The organism is Bordetella pseudohinzii (assembly GCF_000657795.2).
Lineage (GTDB): Bacteria > Pseudomonadota > Gammaproteobacteria > Burkholderiales > Burkholderiaceae_B > Bordetella > Bordetella pseudohinzii.
Genome location: NZ_JHEP02000002.1, coordinates 10,856 through 28,422, shown reverse-complemented (window position 1 = coordinate 28,422; position 17,567 = coordinate 10,856). Strand labels below are relative to the sequence as shown.

The window sequence follows — 17,567 nt, the reverse complement described above, 5'->3', positions numbered from 1 at the left end:
TCGGGAGACATCATGCAGCCCTTCGCCACGCATCAAGTCACCAATCAGGTCGGCCCGCTCGAAGACTACTCGCTGTTCGACACCGACCCGGCCCTCAAGCAGGCCGTCGCGCGCGCCGGCGCCCCGGCGGCGGAGCTGGCCGAGCACGGCGCCTGGCTGGGCCGCGCCCAGACGCTGGCCGCCGCGGTCGACGCCAACCGCCACTCGCCCCTGCTGCAAGCCTATGATCCCGCTGGTCACCGCATCGATCATGTGGCCTTCCATCCCGCCTGGGCCCTGCTGATGAGCGGCGCCATGAAGCGCGGCCTGCACTGCCGCTCCTGGGCCCAGCCCGGGCCCGCCGCGCACCTGACCCGCGCCGCGGGCTTTTTCCTGCAAGGCCAGGTCGAGGCCGGCACGCTTTGCCCCGTCACCATGACCCACGCGGCCATCCCCTTGCTCATGCGCGAGCCGGCCGGGGCGATCGACTACGCGCGCGACTGGCTGCCCAGGCTGTTGGCCCGCGGTTTCGATGGCGCCGACGCCCCCCTGGGCGCCAAGCAAAGCGCCCTGCTGGGCATGGGCCTGACCGAAAAGCAGGGCGGCTCGGACTTGCGGGCCATCACCACCCAGGCGCGGCCCCAGGGCCGGCCGGGGCGCGGACAGCCCTATTGGCTGGTCGGCCATAAATGGTTTTTGTCGGTGCCGCAGGCCGATGCCCACTTGGTGCTGGCCCGTGGCGACGAAGGCATCAGCTGCTTCTTCATGCCGCGCTGGATTCCCGGCGGGCCGCGCAACGCCGTCCGTTTGCGCCGGCTGAAAGACAAGCTGGGCAATCGCAGCAACGCCAGCGCCGAGGTCGAGTTCGAGGACGCCTGGGCGGTACTGCTGGGCGAGCCGGGCAAGGGGATGGCGCTGCTGCTGGAGATGGCCGCCACCACGCGGCTGGATTGCGTGCTGGGCAGCGCCGCCTTGCTGCGGCAGGGGCTGGTGCAGGCCATGCATCACGCCCAGCAGCGCCAGGCCTTCGGCCGGGCCTTGGTGGACCAGCCCATCATGCGGGCGGTGCTGGCCGACCTGGCCCTGGAGAGCGAAGCCGCCATGCTGCTGGGCCTGCGCCTGGCCCAGGCCATGGACGGCGGCGAGCGTCTCCTGCTGCGGGTGGCGACCCCGGCGGCCAAGCTCTGGGTCTGCAAGCGGGCGATCGCCGCCCTGGGCGAAGCCATGGAGGCGCTGGGCGGCAACGGCTATGTGGAAGAGGGGCCCCTGGCGCGGTTGTATCGCGAGGCGCCCGTCAATTCCATCTGGGAGGGATCGGGCAATGTCATGGCCCTCGATGTGCTGCGCGCCCTGGCCCGCGAGCCCCAGGCGCTGGAGGTTTTGCGCCAGGAGCTGGCGCTGGCGCGCGGCCTGGACGCGCGCTATGACCAGGCCCTGGCGGCCTGGCTGGCGCTGGCCGCCAGGCCCGAGGAGGGACAGGGGCGCGACCTGGCCGGCGGCCTGGCGCGGCTGATGCAGGCCGCGCTCATGCTGCGCCACGCGCCGCAGCCGCTGGGCCAGGCTTTCGCGGCCACCCGCCTGGCCGCCGCGGGCCTGCATGGCGAAAACCTGCCGGCGCCGGCGATCGCGGCCATCCTGGCGCGGGCCTGGCCGGCGATCTGCTAAATTCCGGTCTGCATCTTCCATCCCGGCGCATCGCGCCCGCCTTCATCATGCTTACTCAGCAACAGCTCAAACAACAGGCCGCCGATGCGGCGCTCGAATTCGTCGCGCAGGTCGCCGGCCCCGATGTGGTCATCGGCGTGGGCACCGGCTCGACCGCCGATCTCTTCATCGACGGCCTGGCCCGTTTCGCCGGCCGCCTGCGCGGCACGGTCGCCAGCTCCGAGCGCAGCGCCCAGCGCCTGGCCGGCCATGGCCTGCCTGTGCTCGACCTCAACGAGGTCCCGTTCATGCCCATCTATGTCGACGGCGCCGACGAGATCGACGCCAATCTGCATATGATCAAGGGCGGCGGCGGCGCGCTGACCCGCGAGAAAATCGTGGCCTCCGTCGCCGAGCGTTTCATCTGCATCGCCGATGAGTCCAAGCTGGTCCAGCGCCTGGGCGCCTTCCCCTTGCCGGTCGAAGTCATTCCCATGGCCCGCGAGGCCGTGGCGCGCAGCCTGGCCGCGCTGGGCGGGCAGCCCTGCCTGCGCGAGGGCTTTGTCACGGACAACGGCAACATCATCCTGGACGTCCGCGGCCTGTCCATCACGGACGCCCCGGGCCTGGAAGCCCGCGTGAACGATATTCCCGGCGTGGTGACCTGCGGCTTGTTCGCGCTGCATGGCGCCGATGTGGCCCTGCTGGCCACCCAGAACGGCATCCGGCGCCTGACGCGCTGATCCCGCATGCCGCCGCCTTGCCCTGGCAGGGGGCGGCATTCATAATCCTGTCACACTGAGGTCATAACCTTGCGGGTCGGCAGGTCCCCCGCGTCATTCGAGCGCCAAAAAGGGGGGCATAGCCATGAGACCACTATCGCAGGGAGTCCGGATGACGGAGCACACCAACAAACAGTTCGACGCCGACCTGGGCGCCGTCCGTTCGCAGTTTCTGCAGATGGGCGGGGTGGTCGAGGCCATGATCCACGAGGCGGTCGAGGCGTTGGCCGCCGGGGATATGTCCCTGGTCGAGAAGGTCCGCGAGCGCGAGAAGGAAGTCAATCGCCACGAGGTCGAGATCGACGAGCGTATCAGCCTGATCCTGGCCCGCCATCAGCCCACCGCCATCGACCTGCGCACGCTGCTGGCCGTCTCCAAGATGCTTACCGACATGGAGCGCTCGGGCGACGAAGCCGAGAAGATCGCCACGGCCGTGCGCCGCATGTACGACAACGCGCAGCACCAGATCCCGCTGATCGAGCTGCGCCACATGGCCATCAATGTCGGCAATATGCTGCGCCAGGCGCTGGACGCTTTCGCCCGCCTGGACCCCATTCTCGCCGCCCAGGTCGTGCGCAGCGACAAGGAAGTCGACAAGGAATGGAAGGGCGCGCTGCGCAACCTCATCACCTACATGATGGAGGATCCGCGCACCATCTCGCGCGCCATCGACATGGTGTTCATCGCCCGCGCGCTGGAGCGCATCGGCGACCACGCCAAGAACATGGCCGAGCGCGTGATCTATATGGTCAAGGGCGCGGATGTCCGTCACACCGGCGTGAAGAACACCGAACGCCTGGCCCGCGGCGAAGAGGCCGAGGCCAAGCCGGCGGGCGCGGCAAACGAGCAGGAAGCCGGCTGAAGCCCAAGGCCAGCCGCGGCAGGCCCGGCCATGTGCCGGGTTTTTTTGGGCGCGGTGCTTGCCGGGCCGCGCCGGGGATGCCGATCAGGCCGAGGGCGGGACGTAGCCCTGGGCTTCGACCGTGCCGTCCTCGAACAGGAAGCGTTCCATCTGCTGCTGCAGATACTTGCGGGCGCGGGCGTCGGCCAGGTTCAGGCGGTTTTCATTGACCAGCCGGGTCTGGACTTGCTTCCATTCTTCCCAGGCTTCCTTGGAGACTTCGCGCCAGATGCGCGCGCCCAGTTCGCCGGGGTAGGGCGGGAAGTCCAGGCCTTCGGCCTCGCGCTTGAGTTTCACACAGTTGACGGTACGGGCCATTTTTCTGCTGCCGATGAGTTTCGAATAGCCCATTTTAACGGCCTTGGCCGCGCATGCGGCGCCAATAGACCCTGCGTGACGCAGGGTCTATGCGGCAGGGCTCAGAGCTTCTTGATGAAGATGAGGCTGTTGCGCGAGCGGTTGTAATGGTGCTGCTTGTCCAGCGGCAGGTCGGCGATGCCGCCCTGCACGAAGCCGCGCTTCATGAACCAGTGCGAGGTCCGCGTGGTGAGCACGAACAGGCGTTTCAGGCCCAGGGCGCGGGCGCGCGACTCCATATGGCGCAGCAGGATCTCGCCTTCGCCCGAGCTCTGCCATTCCGGATGGACGATCAGGCAGGCCATTTCGGCCATGCTGTCTTCCGGATAGGGGTAGAGCGCGGCGCAGCCATAGATGACGCCGTCGTGCTCCAGCACCGTGAAATGCTCCACGTCGCGCTCGATCACGCCGCGCGGGCGAGCCACCAGGGTGCCGTCGGCCTCCAGCGGCTCGATCAGGCTCAGGATGGCGCCGACATCGTCCAGGGTGGCCGGGCGCAGATCGTCCAGGGTGTCCTCGACGACCATGGTGCCCACGCCGTCATGGGTGAAGATCTCCAGCAGCACGCTGCCGTCCAGGCTGTAGGGCACGACATGGGCGCGCGCCACGCCGCGCTTGACCGCCAGCGAGGCATGGCGCAGGAAGAAAGCCGTGTCCTCGTCCAGCTCGCCGGCGGCCAGCAGCGCATCGGCATCCACGCGCGCCAGTTCGGTGTCCACCGAGCCGTCTTCGTTGAGCACGCCGGACGAGCTGGACAGGAAGATGAGTTTCTCGGCTCGCAGGGCCACGGCCACGCTGGTGGCCAGGTCTTCCATGGCGAGGTTGAACGCCTCGCCGGTCGGCGAGAAGCCCAGCGGCGAGAGCAGCACGATGGAGCCGCTTTCGATGGCGAACTTCAGGGCGTCGACATCGATCTTGCGGACATGGCCGGTATGTTTGTAGTCCACGCCTTCGAGCACACCGGCCGGCCGGGCCGTGACGAAGTTGCCCGAGATCACGCGCACATGCGAGTTGGACATGGGCGTATTGGGCAGGCCCTGGCTGAAGGCGGCCTCGATGTCCAGGCGGATTTCGCCGGCGGCCTCCTTGGCGCACTCCAGCGCGGCGGCATCGGTGGGCTCCATGCCGCGGCCGAATTGCTGGGTGTAGCCCTTCAGGCGCAGCTGTTCATTGACCTGCGGGCGCGAACCATGGACCAGCACCAGGTGGATGCCCAGCGCCGACAGCAGCGACAGGTCCTGCACCAGCGTGTTCAGCGCGCCGGCCTGCACCAGCTCGCCGCCAAAAGCCACCACGAAGGTCTTGCCTCGGAAGGCATGCACATAAGGCGCCACCTCTCGGAACCATCGCACGAACTGCGCGGGGGCGAATTCGGGCGCTTCAAGGGCTGAGACGGTGTCGGCTTCCAGGTCGGGCATGATGGGGGTATGCGGTCAGGTAAAGGTATCGGCGCACCGCGTGGCGGTGTGGCAGGCCGCCGCGGCGGCTGCCGAAATTATAGGGCCGCGCCCGGCCGGGAGCGCAGGGGGGACGGCCGAAAAACCCGTTCGCGCGCCCGGGCCCGCGCGGCAAATTTATAATGCCGGCTCAAAGGATCCCGACACATGCCAGAAACGCCCCGTCCGGCCGCCGCGCGCCGGCCCGCGCCCAGGCCCGACCGCCCGGAACGCGCCGACCGCCCCGAACGACCCCTGCCCGTCATCACCTACCCGGAAGACCTGCCCGTCAGCGCCCGGCGCCAGGAGATCGCCGGCGCCATCGCCGGCCACCAGGTGGTCATCGTCAGCGGCGAGACCGGCTCGGGCAAGACCACCCAGCTGCCCAAGATCTGCCTGGAGCTGGGGCGCGGCCGCCGCGCCATGATCGGCCATACCCAGCCCCGGCGGCTGGCGGCCACCTCGGTGGCCAAGCGCATCGCCGAAGAGCTCAACACGCCCATGGGCGAGGTGGTGGGCTACCAGGTGCGTTTCAATGACCGCACCGGGCCCAATGCGGCCATCAAGCTGATGACCGACGGCATCCTGCTGGCCGAGTCGCAGCGCGATCCGCTGCTCAAGCGCTATGACACCATCATCATCGACGAGGCGCACGAGCGCAGCCTGAACATCGATTTCCTGCTGGGTTATCTGCGGCAGCTGCTGCCGCGCCGCCCCGACTTGAAGGTGGTCATCACCTCGGCCACGATCGACGCCGAGCGCTTTGCCCGCCACTTCGCCGACGCGCAGGGCAGGCCCGCGCCCGTCATCGAAGTGTCCGGCCGGCTCTATCCGGTCGAGGTCCGTTACCGCCCGGTGCAGCCGCCGCAGACCGACGAAGCCGCCAGCGCGCCGGCCCGCCCCGGGCGCGAACGCCTGGCCGGCGACGAAGAGCGCGACCTGGTCGACGCCATCGTCGACGCGGTGGACGAATGCGCCCGCCATGGCCCGGGCGATGTGCTGGTCTTCCTGCCGGGCGAGCGCGAGATCCGCGAGTCGGCCGAAGCCTTGCGCAAGCGCCATCCCGTGGGCACCGAGATCCTGCCCCTGTATGCGCGCCTGTCGCAGGCCGAGCAGGAACAGATCTTCCACCCCCGCGGCAACAGCCGCCGCGTCGTGCTGGCGACCAATGTGGCCGAGACCTCGCTGACCGTGCCGGGCATACGCTTCGTGGTCGACAGCGGCCTGGCGCGCATCAAGCGCTACTCCTGGCGCAACAAGGTCGAACAGCTGCGCATCGAGCCCATCAGCCGCGCCTCGGCCAACCAGCGCGCCGGCCGCTGCGGCCGCGTCGGCCCGGGCCTGTGCATCCGCCTCTATGACGAGACGGATTTCAATACGCGCGCGCCATTCACCGACCCCGAAGTGCTGCGTTCCTCGCTGGCTTCGGTCATCCTGCGCATGAAGGCGCTCAAGCTCGACGATATCGAGCAATTCCCCTTCGTGGAGGCGCCGCCCGGGCGCGCGGTGGCCGACGGCTACCACCTGCTGCAGGAACTGGGCGCCATCGAGATGTCCGAGGACGAGGGCGAGGACGGCAAGCGTCTGTTCACCCTGACGCGCACCGGCCAGGACCTGGCGCGCCTGCCGGTCGACCCGCGCATCGGACGCATGATCCTGGCCGCGCGCGAGCAGCAGTGCCTGAGCGAAATGCTCATCATCGCCGCCGCGCTGTCGGTGCAGGATCCGCGCGACCGCCCCATGCAGGAGCGCGAAGCCTCCGAGGCGGCGCACGCCAAGTTCGCCGATGACAAATCCGAGTTCCTGTCCTTCCTGAAGCTCTGGCGCTGGTACGGCGAGCAGGTCCAGCACAAGGCGTCGCAGCGCAAGCTGGTGGCCTTGCTGCGCCAGAACTACCTCTCGCCCATACGCCTGCGCGAATGGCATGACGTGCACACCCAGCTGGCCGCGCTGGTGGGCGAGCAGGGCTGGCGCCTGAACCAGACCGACGCCACCTATGAGCAGCTGCACCTGGCGCTCCTGACCGGCCTGCTGGGCAATATCGGCTTCAAGAGCGAAGAGGGCGGCAACTACCTGGGCGCGCGCGACATCCGCTTCCACATTCATCCCGGCTCCCGGCTGGCCAAGAAGGCCGGTCGCTGGATCATGGCGGCCGAACTGGTCGAAACCACCCGGCTCTATGCGCGCTGCGTGGCCCGCATCGAGCCGGTCTGGATCGAGCGCGTGGCCGCCCACCTGCTGCGCCGCAACTGGTCCGATCCGCGCTGGGAGAAAAAAGCCGGGCAGGTCGTGGCCAATGAGCGCGCCACGCTCTACGGCCTGGCCATCTACAGCGGCCGCCGCGTGCAATACGGCCGCATCAACCCCGAGCATGCGCGCGAGCTTTTCATCCGCCAGGCCCTGGTGCCGGGCGAGATCGACACGCGCCTGGCTTTCGTGGCCCACAACCGCAAGCTCATCGCCGGCATCGAGAAGCTCGAGCACCAGACCCGCCGTCCGGACATCCTGGTCGACGACGAGCTGATCTACGCCTTCTATGACCGCCAGATCCCGGCCGGCATGTCGCAGACCGCCACCCTGGAAAAATGGGTCGCCGGTCTGGACAAGGAGGCGGCCGCGCGGCTGATGCTCACCCGCGAAGAGCTGATGCGGCACGAGGCCGCCGGCGTGACCACCGAGGTCTTTCCCAAGAAGGTCGAGTGGCAGGGCGTGAGCATGGCCCTGGACTACCATTTCGAGCCGGGCTCGCCGCGCGACGGCGTGACGCTGTCGCTGCCGCTGTTCGCCTTGAACCAGATCGACGCCCAGCGCTGCGAATGGCTGGTGCCCGGCATGCTCAAGGAAAAAGTGCATCTGCTGCTGAAATCGCTGCCCCAAAAACTGCGCCGCCATTGCGTGCCGCTGCCCGACTACGCGGCCGGCTTCTACGACCGCTGGTTCGAGCGCGCCGCCGATCCCGGCATGGGCCTGGTCGATGCGCTGATCGACGATATGTGGAAACAGGTGCAGGTGCGTCCGCTTGCCAGCGACTTCAAGCTCGAGACCCTGCCGGCCCACCTATTCATGAACTTCAAGGTGGTGGACGAGCATGGCCGCATGCTGGCCGCCGGCCGCAATCTGGCCCAGCTCAAGGCCGACCTGGGCAAGCAGGCCCAGGCGACCTTCCAGCAGCTGGCCGCGCGGGACAGCGAGGTGGCCCAGGCGCTGGCGCACGAGAACCTCACCGCCTGGACCTTCGGCCCCTTGCCGGAGATCATGGAAATCCGGCGCGGCGGCCAGTCCGTCATCGGTTACCCGGCCCTGGTGGACCGCGGCGGGCATTGCGACCTGGATGTCTTCGACGATCCGGAGGAGGCGCGGCGCCACCATCGGGCCGGCCTGCTGCGCCTGTTCCGCATCGGTCTGCGCGAGCAGGTCAAGTTTCTCGAAAAAAACCTGACCGACCTCACCAAGATGAGCATGTTCTACATGACGCTCGGCACGCAGGACGAGCTCAGGGACCAGATCATCGATTGCGCGCTCGCCCAGGCCTGCCTGGGCGAGCCCTGGCCGGTCAATGAGCAGCAGTTCGAGGCCCGGCGCCAGGATGGCAAGGGCCGGCTAGGCTTGCTGGCCCAGGAGGTGGCGCGCTTGTCCATGGCCATCCTGACCGAGTATGCGGCCCTGCAGCGCAAGCTGCCCCAGGCCAAGCCGCATGCGGCCGCCTATGCCGACCTGCAGCAGCAGATCGGCGCGCTCATGCCCAAGTGGTTCGTGCGCGACATCCCCTATGCCCAGCTGGCGCACTACCCGCGCTACCTGAAGGCCGCCGTCGCCCGCATCGACAAACTGCGCGCCGATCCGGCCCGCGATGCGCGCCTGGTCGCCGAGATGGCGCCGCTTCTGACGCAATACCAGCGCGCGCGTTCGGCGCTCAAGGGCGCGCCCGACCCGCGCCTGGATGAATTCCGCTGGCTGCTTGAAGAGTTGCGCGTGGCGCTTTTTGCCCAGGAGCTGCGCACGCCCATGCCGGTGTCGGTCAAGCGCCTCATGAAAACCTGGGAATCCATGCGGCGCTAGGGCGGGGCTCCTGGGAGATCTACCAGGCCAGGAAGGCCAGCACGAGCAGGGCGATCAAGCCCCATTTGGTCGCCTTGTAGACAGTCCGGTTCCAGGCCTTGAACTGCTTGCGCTTCTGGTCGAGCTTCCAGTGCGCATGGGTGAGCTTGTTGATGGCGCCGGTCTGGTCGCCGGCGTCATTGGGCGAACTGGCCGCCGACATGACCTTGCGGCCGAACCAGCGGTTGAAAGCCTCGGCCCAGCCCCATTTGAGGGGGCGCTCGACGTCGCAGAACAGGATGATGCGGTTGGCTTCGCTCTTGTTGTGCGCCTCGTGCACATAGGTCTCGTCGAACACCACGCTCTCGCCATCGCGCCAGCTGTAGGAATCGCCGTCGACCACGATGTAGCAGCGGTCATCGTTGGGCGTGGCCAGGCCCAGGTGGTAGCGCAGCGAGCCGGCGAAAGGGTCGCGGTGGGCGTTGAGCTTGCCCCCCGGCGGCAGCTCGGCGAACATGGCGGCCTTCACCTTGGGCAGGCCCTTGAGCAGGGCCACCGTCTTGGGGCAGAGCTCTTCGGCCGAGGGATGGCGGGCGTCATACCACTTCAGGTAAAAGCGCTTCCAGCCATACTTGAAGAAGGAATTGAAGCCGATGTCGTCGTGCTTCTCGGCGGCCCGGATGCGCTGCAGCTCGGCCATCTTCAGGGCTTCGTCGCGGATCATTTCCCAGTTGTCGTCCAGCACCTGGAGTTCGGGGATCTCGCGGCTGGTGAGATAGGGCGTGGTCGGCACGCGCGAGCACAGCACCATGAAGGCATTGACCGGCGCCAGGATGACGGAATGATCCAGGAACTGGCGCGACAGCGGCAGACGCACGCGGCCACGGAAATGCGCGAACAGGATGGAAGCCAGCCAGAGGCCGGGAAGCAGCCATTTCATTTGGGGACGGATTACCTGACGGAGTGATGGGAAGGATTGTCCCATATCCCGCCCCGGGCTGTTTTGACAAATCTCCATCGCCCGGAAAGCAGGCGCCGGCAGGGCCGCCGGATGGGTTTGCCCAGGTACAATCGTGCCATGTCCGAAGCCGTAACAAACCCGCCCCCTTTTGTACATCTGCGCGTTCACTCCGAGTTTTCGGTCGTGGACGGGATTGTGCGCATTTCCGACCTGATCAAGCGCGTGGCCAAGCTCGGCCAGCCGGCGGTCGCCCTGACCGATCTGTCGAATATTTTCGGCCTGATCAAGTTCTACAAAAGCGCCCGGGGCGCCGGGATCAAGCCCATCGCCGGCTGCGATGTGTGGCTGAGCAACGACGAGGACCGTGACAAGCCCTTCCGCGCCCTCATCCTGGTGCGCAACCATCAGGGCTATCTCAATCTGTGCGAGCTGCTGTCGCAGTCTTTCCTGGTCAACCAGTACAAGGGACGGGCTGAACTGCGGCGCGAATGGCTCCAAGGCCAGGACGGCCTGATCGTCCTGTCGGGCGGCCGGGCCGGCGACATCGGCCATGCGCTGGAGGCGGGCAATACCGCGGGCGCCCTGGCGCTGGCGCGGCAATGGGGGGCGATGTTTCCCGGCGCCTTCTATATCGAGCTGCAGCGCGCCGGCATGGACGGCGACGAAGCCTATACCCAGGCCGCGATGCGGCTGGCCGCCGAGGCCGGGCTGCCCGTGGTGGCGACCCATCCGGTGCAATTCCTGGACCGCGAAGAATTCCAGGCGCATGAGGCGCGCGTGTGCATCGCCGAGGGCGAGATCCTGGCCGATCCGCGCCGCGTCAAGCGTTTCACGTCCCAGCAATACCTGCAAAGCTCGGAGGAGATGCACAAGCGCTTCGCCGACGTGCCCTCGGCGCTCGCCAACACCCTGGAGATCGCCAAGCGCTGCAATCTCTCGCTGGTGCTGGGCAAGCCGCGCCTGCCCATCTTCCCGACGCCCGACGGCGTGACGCTGGACGACTACCTGGTGCAGCTGTCCGAAGAAGGCCTGGAGAAGCGCCTGGCCTTCCTCTATCCCGACCCGGCCGAGCGCGACCGGCAGCGCGACAGCTATTACAAACGCCTGCGCTGGGAGTGCAAGACCATCATCCAGATGGGCTTTCCCGGCTACTTCCTGATCGTGCAGGACTTCATCAACTGGGGCAAGAACAACGGCGTGCCCGTCGGGCCGGGCCGGGGCTCGGGCGCCGGTTCGCTGGTGGCCTATGCGCTGGGCATCACCGACCTGGACCCCATCCGCTACGACCTGCTGTTCGAGCGCTTCCTGAATCCGGAGCGGGTATCCATGCCCGACTTCGATATCGATTTCTGCCAGGACAACCGCGAACGGGTCATCGAATACGTCAAGACCAAATACGGCCGCGCGGCCGTCAGCCAGATCGCCACCTTCGGCACCCTGGGCGCCAAGGCCGTGGTGCGCGATGCCGGCCGGGTGCTGGACATGCCTTATATGTTCTGCGACGGCCTGTCCAAGCTCATTCCCTTCAATCCGGCCGATCCCTGGACGCTGGAGCGCACCCTCAAGGACGAACCGGCCTTCAAGGAGCGCTACGAACAGGAAGAAGAAGTCCGCGCGCTGGTGGACCTGGCCCGGCCGCTCGAGGGCCTGACCCGCAACATCGGCATGCACGCCGGCGGCGTGCTCATCGCGCCCGGCAAGCTGACCGACTTCTGCCCGCTGTATTGCCAGCCCGGCCAGGAAAACAGCGCGGTCTCGCAGTTCGACAAGGATGACGTCGAAGCCGCCGGCTTGGTGAAGTTCGACTTCCTCGGCCTGCGCAACCTGACCATCCTGGACTGGGCGGTGCGCTATGTGCGCCAGTTCAACGCCGACAAGCGCGATTTCGACATCATGGCGCTGTCGCTGGACGACCCGGCCGCCTACAAGGTGCTGTGCGACGCCAACACCACCGCCGTGTTCCAGCTGGAATCGCGCGGCATGAAAGAGCTGCTCAAGAAGCTGCGGCCCAATACCTTCGAAGACATCATCGCCATGCTGGCCCTGTATCGTCCGGGCCCGCTCGAATCCGGCATGGTGGACGACTTCGTCAACCGCAAGCACGGCCGCGCCGCGGTCGACTACTTCCATCCCGACCTGGAAGGCACGCTCAAGAGCACTTACGGGGTCATCGTCTACCAAGAACAGGTGATGCTGATCTCGCAGATCATCGGGGGCTATTCGCTGGGCGGCGCCGACCTGCTGCGCCGCGCCATGGGCAAGAAGAAGCCCGAGGAGATGGCCAAGCACCGCGAGCTCTTCCAGAAGGGCGCGCAAGAAAAAGGCCACGATCCGGACCTGGCGGTCAAGCTGTTCGACCTGATGGAAAAATTCGCCGGTTATGGCTTTAACAAGTCGCACTCGGCCGCCTATGCCCTCATCGCCTACCAGACCGCCTGGCTGAAGGCCTACCACCCGGCCGAGTTCCTGGCCGCCACCTTGTCCTCCGATATGGACGACACCGACAAGGTGCAGATTTTCTGCCGCGATGCGCAGGACAATGGCGTGGAGGTCCTGCCGCCCGACGTCAATGCCTCGGGCTACCGCTTCGCGCCCGTCGAGGATGCCCACACCGCCCGCGGCAAGCCGCCGCGCACCATGCGCTACGGCCTGGGGGCGGTCAAGGGCACGGGGCAGGGCGCCGTCGAGGAAATCCTGCGCGCCCGCGAAGAGGGCGGCCCCTTCGCCAACCTCTTCGATTTCTGCCGCCGCGTCAGCAAGCATGCGGTCAACCGCCGCACCATCGAGGCCCTGATCCGCGCCGGCGCCTTCGACACCATCGAAGCCAACCGCGCCGCCATGCTGGCCTCGGTGGGCACCGCCATGGAGGCCGCCGAGCAGGCCGCGCGCAGCGCCAACCAGGCTTCGCTGTTCGGCGACGACAGCGGCGACGTGGTGGCCGGCGAGCTCGCCAAGGTCGCGCCCTGGAATCTGCACACGCGCCTGACCGAAGAAAAAGCCGCCCTGGGGTATTACTTCAGCGGCCATCTCTTTGACGCCTGGCGCGACGAGGTCCGCCGCATCGTGCCCATGCCGCTGGCGCGCATCGAGCCGCAGCGCGACCTGCAATGGATGTGCGGCGTGCTGGCCAGCGTGCGCGTCATGATGACCCGGCGCGGCAAAATGGTGTTTGCCGTGCTCGATGACGGCACGGCCCAGGTCGAGATCTCGGTGTTCAACGAACTCTTCGAGAAGCACCGCAACCGCCTGAAGGAAGACCAGCTGCTCATCGTGCAGGGCAAGGTCAGCAACGACGAGTATTCGGGCGGCATGCGCATCGTGGCCGAAAACCTCTTTGACCTGCAATTGGCGCGCGAAGCGCGCGCGCGCGCCCTGCGCATCACCCTGAACGGCCAGGCCGATGCCGCCCGCCTGCGGCAGCTGCTCAACCCCTTCCGGGCCGAGCCCGAAAACGGCGTGCCCGGCGTGCCCGTGGACGTCATCTACCGCAAGGACAACTTCCTGTGCACCGTGCGGCTGGGCGAGGAGTGGCGCGTGCGCATGGCCGACACCCTGCTCGAGAACCTCGCGCTCTGGGCCAAACCCGAAGGCGTGGAGGTCAGCTACTGATGCAGCCGCTGCGTATTGTCCACTCCGAGGCCGCCACCAGCTTCGGCGGCCAGGAGGGCCGCATCTTCAAGGAGATGCAGGCCATGCGCGAGCGCGGCCACCACATGGAGGCCATTGTCCAGCCCGATGCGCAGCTGGGCGAGCGCCTGCGGGACGCCGGCTTCACCGTGCATACGCTTTATATGGATGGCCCGCTCAACTACCTCAAGGGGGTGCTGGCCCTGCGCGGCCTGCTCAAGCGGGGTCGCTACGACGTGCTCAACACCCACAGCCGCCGCGATACCGTGATCGCCGCCGCGGCCGGCCGCCTGGCCGGCACGCCGCTCATCGTGCGCACGCGCCATCTGTCCAACAAAGTGGGATCGCTCTGGAGCTATACCGGCCTGCCGCATCGCGTGACCACGGTCAGCGACCATGTGCGCGACGGCCTGATCGCCCGCGGGGTGCCGCAAGACCATATCGCCACGCTGTATTCGCCCATCGTCCTGCCGCCGCCCGTCGAGCACTCGACGCTGCGCGGCGAGCTGGGCCTGGCCGACGACGACCTGATCGTCGGCTGCGTGGCCGTGATGCGGGCCAGCAAGGGCCATAAAGACCTGATCGATGCCATGGCGCCGCTGCTGGCTGGCAACGACAAGCTGCACCTGGTCTTTGTCGGCGGCGGCTCGCCCGTCTTCGAGCAGACCCAGGCCTATATCGCCGAGCGCGGGCTGCAATCGCGCGTGCACCTGATGGGCACGCGGCGCGATGTCCCCAATCTGCTGGCGGGTTTCGACATTTTTGCCCTGGCGACGCAGCAGGAGGCCTCCGGCACGGTCTATGTCGAGGCCGAGGCCAGCGGCCTGCCGGTCGTCGGGACCAATGTGGGCGGGGTATCCGAAATGATGCGCGACGGCGTCACCGGCATCCTCGTGCCGCCCAAGGACGGCGCGGCCCTGACCGAGGCCTTGCGCCGCCTGATCGACGACCCCGGCCTGCGCCGGCGCATGGGACAGGCCGGCTGGCGCATGATCCGCGAAGAAGGCGTGTTCTCGCCCGAGCGCCTGGCCGAAAACACCGAAGCCATCTATCGCAAGTGGCTGACGGAACGCAGACAATGAAAAACGCACCCAATGTCCCGGTGCTGATGTATCACCACATCACGCCGGCCGGCGGCATGATCGCCGCCACGCCGCAAGTCTTCGAAGCCCAGATCGCCGCCCTGGCCCGCGCCGGCTACCAGTCCCTGTCGGCCGCCGAGTTCGCCGCCTATCTGGCCGGCGCCCCGGCGCCCGAGAAATCGGTGCTGATCACCTTCGACGACGGCTATCTGAACAACTGGGTGCACGCCCATCCCATTTTGCAGCGCCATGGGATGCGCGCGGTGATCTTCCTGATTACCAGCCTGATCGGCGACGGGCCGGCGCGGCCCTGCGCCGGCCAGGGCCTGCCCTTGCCGGCCGATGTGGACCACGAAACGTCCAAGCGCCTGGTCGCCGAGGGCCGGGCCGACGAAGTCATGCTGCGCTGGAGCGAGGTCCGGGCCATGATCGAGGCCGGCACGTTCGAGTTCCACTCGCATACCCATACGCACACGCGCTGGGACAAGGTCTGCGGCGCCGATGCGGCGGCCAAGCGGCGCCATATCGCCCAGGAGCTCGCCGATTCCCGAGCCGCGCTCATCGGGCAGCTGGGCGGCGTGAGCGATCATCTCTGCTGGCCCCAGGGCTATTTCGACGCCGATTATGTCCAGGCCGCGCGCGAGGCGGGCTTCCGGCACCTTTACACCACCGATCCGCTGGGCCAGAACCGCCCCGGCTCGGATCCGGCGCACATCTATCGCTTCGCCGTGCGCAACCGCGCCGGCGGCTGGCTCAACCGGCGCATCTGGCAGTCGCGCGATCCGCTGGTCGGGCCGCTGTATCACGCCTGGAAAGGTTTCAAGAAGCGGCTCAGGAGGCGGGCATGACGCTATCGGTCATCATTATCACCAAGAACGAGGCCGCCAACATCCTGGGCTGCCTGGAGTCCGTCGCCTTTGCCGACGAGTTCATCGTCGTGGACTCCGGCAGTACCGACAACACCGTGGCCCTGGCGCGCGATTTCGGCGCCCGCGTGGAGGTCACGCCGGACTGGCCGGGTTTCGGTCCGCAGAAAAACCGCGCCCTGGACCTGGCCACCGGCGACTGGGTGCTGTCCATCGATGCCGATGAGCGCGTCACGCCCGAGCTGGCCCAGGCCATACGCGGCGCCATGGAAGACCCGCGCGCCGACGCCTGGGAAATGCCCCGCCTGTCCTGGTTCTGCGGCCGCTTCATCCGCCACAGCGGCTGGTGGCCCGACTACGTGCTGCGCCTCTGGAAGCGCGGCGCCGCGCGCTTCACGGATGCGGCCGTGCACGAGCGCGTCGTGCCCGACAGCGGGCGCAGCGCCCGCCTGGGCCCGCACCTGCTGCACTATCCCTATCCCGATTTCGACGCCCTGATCACCAAGATCAACCGCTATTCTTCCGACGCGGCCGCGATGATGCACGCCAAGGGCAGGCGGGCCAATGTGTTCACCGCCCTGGGTCACAGCTTCTGGACCTTTGTGCGCATCTATCTCATCCGGCGCGGCTTTCTCGACGGCCGCCACGGGCTGGTGCTGGCCGTGACCGCGGCGGCCGGCAGCTTTTTCCGTTATGCCAAGCTGATGCTGAAATCCGAGCCCGAGCCGCCGAAGTGAAAATCCTCTATACCAATTTCCATCCCCGCAACGGCGGCGGGCACGTCACCTACATCATCAATCTGGCCCGCGCGCTGGCCGCGGACCACGATATCGTCGTGGCCAGCCCCCCGGCCAGCCGGCTCCTGCGCTACGCGCAGGCCATCGGCCGGGTGCGCGTGGCGCCCATGGATTTCACCACCCGGCTGTCATCCTGGTTTGCCGGGCGCCAGCGCCTCAAGCGCCTGATCACCCAGGAAAAATTCGACGTCATCCATTGCAATGGCAGCGCCGACCACAAGCTGGTGATGCTGGCGACCCTGGGCATGCGGCGCCGCCCGCGCATTATCTTCACCAAGCATAACGATCATCCGCTGGGCAGCCTGGGCAATGTCTTGCGCGCCCGGCTGGCGACCGACCACGTCATCGCCGTGAGCGATTATGTGCGCGGCCTGGTCCAGGCCTCGCCCTATGGCAAGCTGCCCATCACCACCATCCGCCACGGCATCGACACGCATTTCTACGCGCCGCCCGCGCCCGAGAGCCAGGACAAGCTGCGCGCGCTGTTCTTTGGCGCCGACTGGCAGGGCAAGCTCCTGCTTGGCAGCGCCGGCGGCACGGATTTCGACAAAGGCTGGCTGGACCTGGTCGACGCGGCCGGCAGCCTGCCGCCCGAGTTGCGCGCCCGCGTGCGCATCCTGGTGGCGGGCGATCCGCCCAACGAGGCCAAGCTGGCCCGGGTGCGCGATGCGGGCATGCAGGACCAGATGGTCTTTCCCGGTCTGCTGGACGATGTCCGGGCGGCGCTGGCTTCCTGCCACGTCGGCTTTGTCCTGTCCTACCGCGAGGCGCTGTCCTTCGCCTGCCGCGAAATGATGGCCATCGGGCGTCCGGTGCTGGCCAGCGACGCCGGCGGCCTGCCCGAGAACATCACGCCGGGCCAGGATGGCTGGGTCGTTCCGGCCCGGGACGTGGCGGCCATCGCGGCCGTCCTGCGCGGCATGCTGGCCGACCCGGAAACGCTGCGCCGCATGGGGCTGGCGGCCCGCGAGAAAGCCGTGCGCGAGTTCAACCTGCACGATTTCGCCCAGGCCACCCTGGATGTCTACACCCAGGCCCTGGCCGCGCGCTGACGCGGCCGGCTTGCCCGGGGCCAGGGCGGCCGCTCTATAATTCCG

12 protein-coding genes are annotated in these 17,567 nt (G+C 67.7%); 9 read left to right on the top strand and 3 right to left on the bottom strand.

The features are described from left to right. Positions 1-12 precede the first annotated feature (12 nt). The 3 genes from L540_RS02330 to phoU all read left to right on the top strand — a co-directional run bounded on the left by L540_RS02330 (position 13) and on the right by phoU (position 3,267). Entirely contained in the window at positions 13-1,644 is a 1,632-nt protein-coding gene (locus L540_RS02330; RefSeq protein WP_043212985.1) for an isovaleryl-CoA dehydrogenase, read from the top strand. A gap of 47 nt (positions 1,645-1,691) precedes the next feature. Continuing rightward, positions 1,692-2,366 (top strand): ribose-5-phosphate isomerase RpiA, encoded by a 675-nt coding sequence (rpiA, locus tag L540_RS02325; RefSeq protein WP_043212988.1) that lies wholly within the window; start codon positions 1,692-1,694, stop codon positions 2,364-2,366. Between the two features lie 151 nt (positions 2,367-2,517). Continuing rightward, complete coding sequence (gene phoU, locus L540_RS02320; RefSeq protein ID WP_043212990.1) at positions 2,518-3,267, top strand: phosphate signaling complex protein PhoU; 750 nt, start codon at positions 2,518-2,520, stop codon at positions 3,265-3,267. 84 nt (positions 3,268-3,351) lie between these two features. Here the strand turns inward: phoU and L540_RS02315 are convergent, their stop codons facing one another. Both L540_RS02315 and argA read right to left on the bottom strand, forming a co-directional pair. Beyond that, entirely contained in the window at positions 3,352-3,624 is a 273-nt protein-coding gene (locus tag L540_RS02315; protein WP_029577326.1) for an oxidative damage protection protein, read from the bottom strand. 101 nt (positions 3,625-3,725) lie between these two features. Further along, positions 3,726-5,081: an amino-acid N-acetyltransferase gene (gene argA, locus L540_RS02310; protein ID WP_043212992.1), complete on the bottom strand. Its 1,356-nt coding sequence runs from the start codon at positions 5,079-5,081 to the stop codon at positions 3,726-3,728. Positions 5,082-5,267: 186 nt separating this feature from the next. Here argA and hrpA point away from each other — a divergent pair, with 186 nt between their 5' ends. Next, a complete protein-coding gene (gene hrpA, locus L540_RS02305) occupies positions 5,268-9,158 on the top strand; it encodes an ATP-dependent RNA helicase HrpA (protein ID WP_043212994.1) in 3,891 nt (1,296 codons plus the stop codon). Between the two features lie 19 nt (positions 9,159-9,177). Here the strand turns inward: hrpA and lpxO are convergent, their stop codons facing one another. Next, the gene (gene lpxO, locus L540_RS02300) at positions 9,178-10,077 is read right to left on the bottom strand and encodes a lipid A hydroxylase LpxO (RefSeq protein ID WP_043212997.1); all 900 of its coding nucleotides are present in this window, start codon (positions 10,075-10,077) and stop codon (positions 9,178-9,180) included. A 138-nt stretch (positions 10,078-10,215) separates the two neighbouring features. Here lpxO and dnaE point away from each other — a divergent pair, with 138 nt between their 5' ends. From dnaE to L540_RS02275, 5 genes are read left to right on the top strand one after another with little or no spacing between them, the layout of a single operon-like run. Beyond that, positions 10,216-13,707, top strand: a complete 3,492-nt coding sequence (gene dnaE / locus L540_RS02295; RefSeq protein ID WP_043213000.1) for a DNA polymerase III subunit alpha — start codon at positions 10,216-10,218, stop codon at positions 13,705-13,707. Beyond that, positions 13,707-14,807 (top strand): glycosyltransferase family 4 protein, encoded by a 1,101-nt coding sequence (locus L540_RS02290; protein ID WP_043213002.1) that lies wholly within the window; start codon positions 13,707-13,709, stop codon positions 14,805-14,807. Before dnaE ends, L540_RS02290 begins: the two co-directional genes overlap by 1 nt. Further along, positions 14,804-15,655: a polysaccharide deacetylase family protein gene (locus L540_RS02285; protein WP_043213005.1), complete on the top strand. Its 852-nt coding sequence runs from the start codon at positions 14,804-14,806 to the stop codon at positions 15,653-15,655. Before L540_RS02290 ends, L540_RS02285 begins: the two co-directional genes overlap by 4 nt. Further along, positions 15,652-16,410 carry a glycosyltransferase family 2 protein gene (locus L540_RS02280; RefSeq protein WP_043213008.1) on the top strand — a complete coding sequence of 253 codons (759 nt, stop codon included), beginning with the start codon at positions 15,652-15,654 and terminating at the stop codon, positions 16,408-16,410. The genes L540_RS02285 and L540_RS02280 overlap by 4 nt, the downstream gene beginning before the upstream one ends. After that, the gene (locus tag L540_RS02275) at positions 16,407-17,522 is read left to right on the top strand and encodes a glycosyltransferase family 4 protein (protein WP_043213009.1); all 1,116 of its coding nucleotides are present in this window, start codon (positions 16,407-16,409) and stop codon (positions 17,520-17,522) included. Before L540_RS02280 ends, L540_RS02275 begins: the two co-directional genes overlap by 4 nt. Positions 17,523-17,567: the final 45 nt, after the last annotated feature.

Coding starts and splice junctions, on each gene's coding strand:
- L540_RS02330 (WP_043212985.1), top strand. CDS start 13: ATGCAGCCCTTCGCCACGCATCAAGTCACCAATCAGGTCGGCCCGCTC.
- rpiA (WP_043212988.1), top strand. CDS start 1,692: ATGCTTACTCAGCAACAGCTCAAACAACAGGCCGCCGATGCGGCGCTC.
- phoU (WP_043212990.1), top strand. CDS start 2,518: ATGACGGAGCACACCAACAAACAGTTCGACGCCGACCTGGGCGCCGTC.
- L540_RS02315 (WP_029577326.1), bottom strand. CDS start 3,624: ATGGCCCGTACCGTCAACTGTGTGAAACTCAAGCGCGAGGCCGAAGGC.
- argA (WP_043212992.1), bottom strand. CDS start 5,081: ATGCCCGACCTGGAAGCCGACACCGTCTCAGCCCTTGAAGCGCCCGAA.
- hrpA (WP_043212994.1), top strand. CDS start 5,268: ATGCCAGAAACGCCCCGTCCGGCCGCCGCGCGCCGGCCCGCGCCCAGG.
- lpxO (WP_043212997.1), bottom strand. CDS start 10,077: ATGAAATGGCTGCTTCCCGGCCTCTGGCTGGCTTCCATCCTGTTCGCG.
- dnaE (WP_043213000.1), top strand. CDS start 10,216: ATGTCCGAAGCCGTAACAAACCCGCCCCCTTTTGTACATCTGCGCGTT.
- L540_RS02290 (WP_043213002.1), top strand. CDS start 13,707: ATGCAGCCGCTGCGTATTGTCCACTCCGAGGCCGCCACCAGCTTCGGC.
- L540_RS02285 (WP_043213005.1), top strand. CDS start 14,804: ATGAAAAACGCACCCAATGTCCCGGTGCTGATGTATCACCACATCACG.
- L540_RS02280 (WP_043213008.1), top strand. CDS start 15,652: ATGACGCTATCGGTCATCATTATCACCAAGAACGAGGCCGCCAACATC.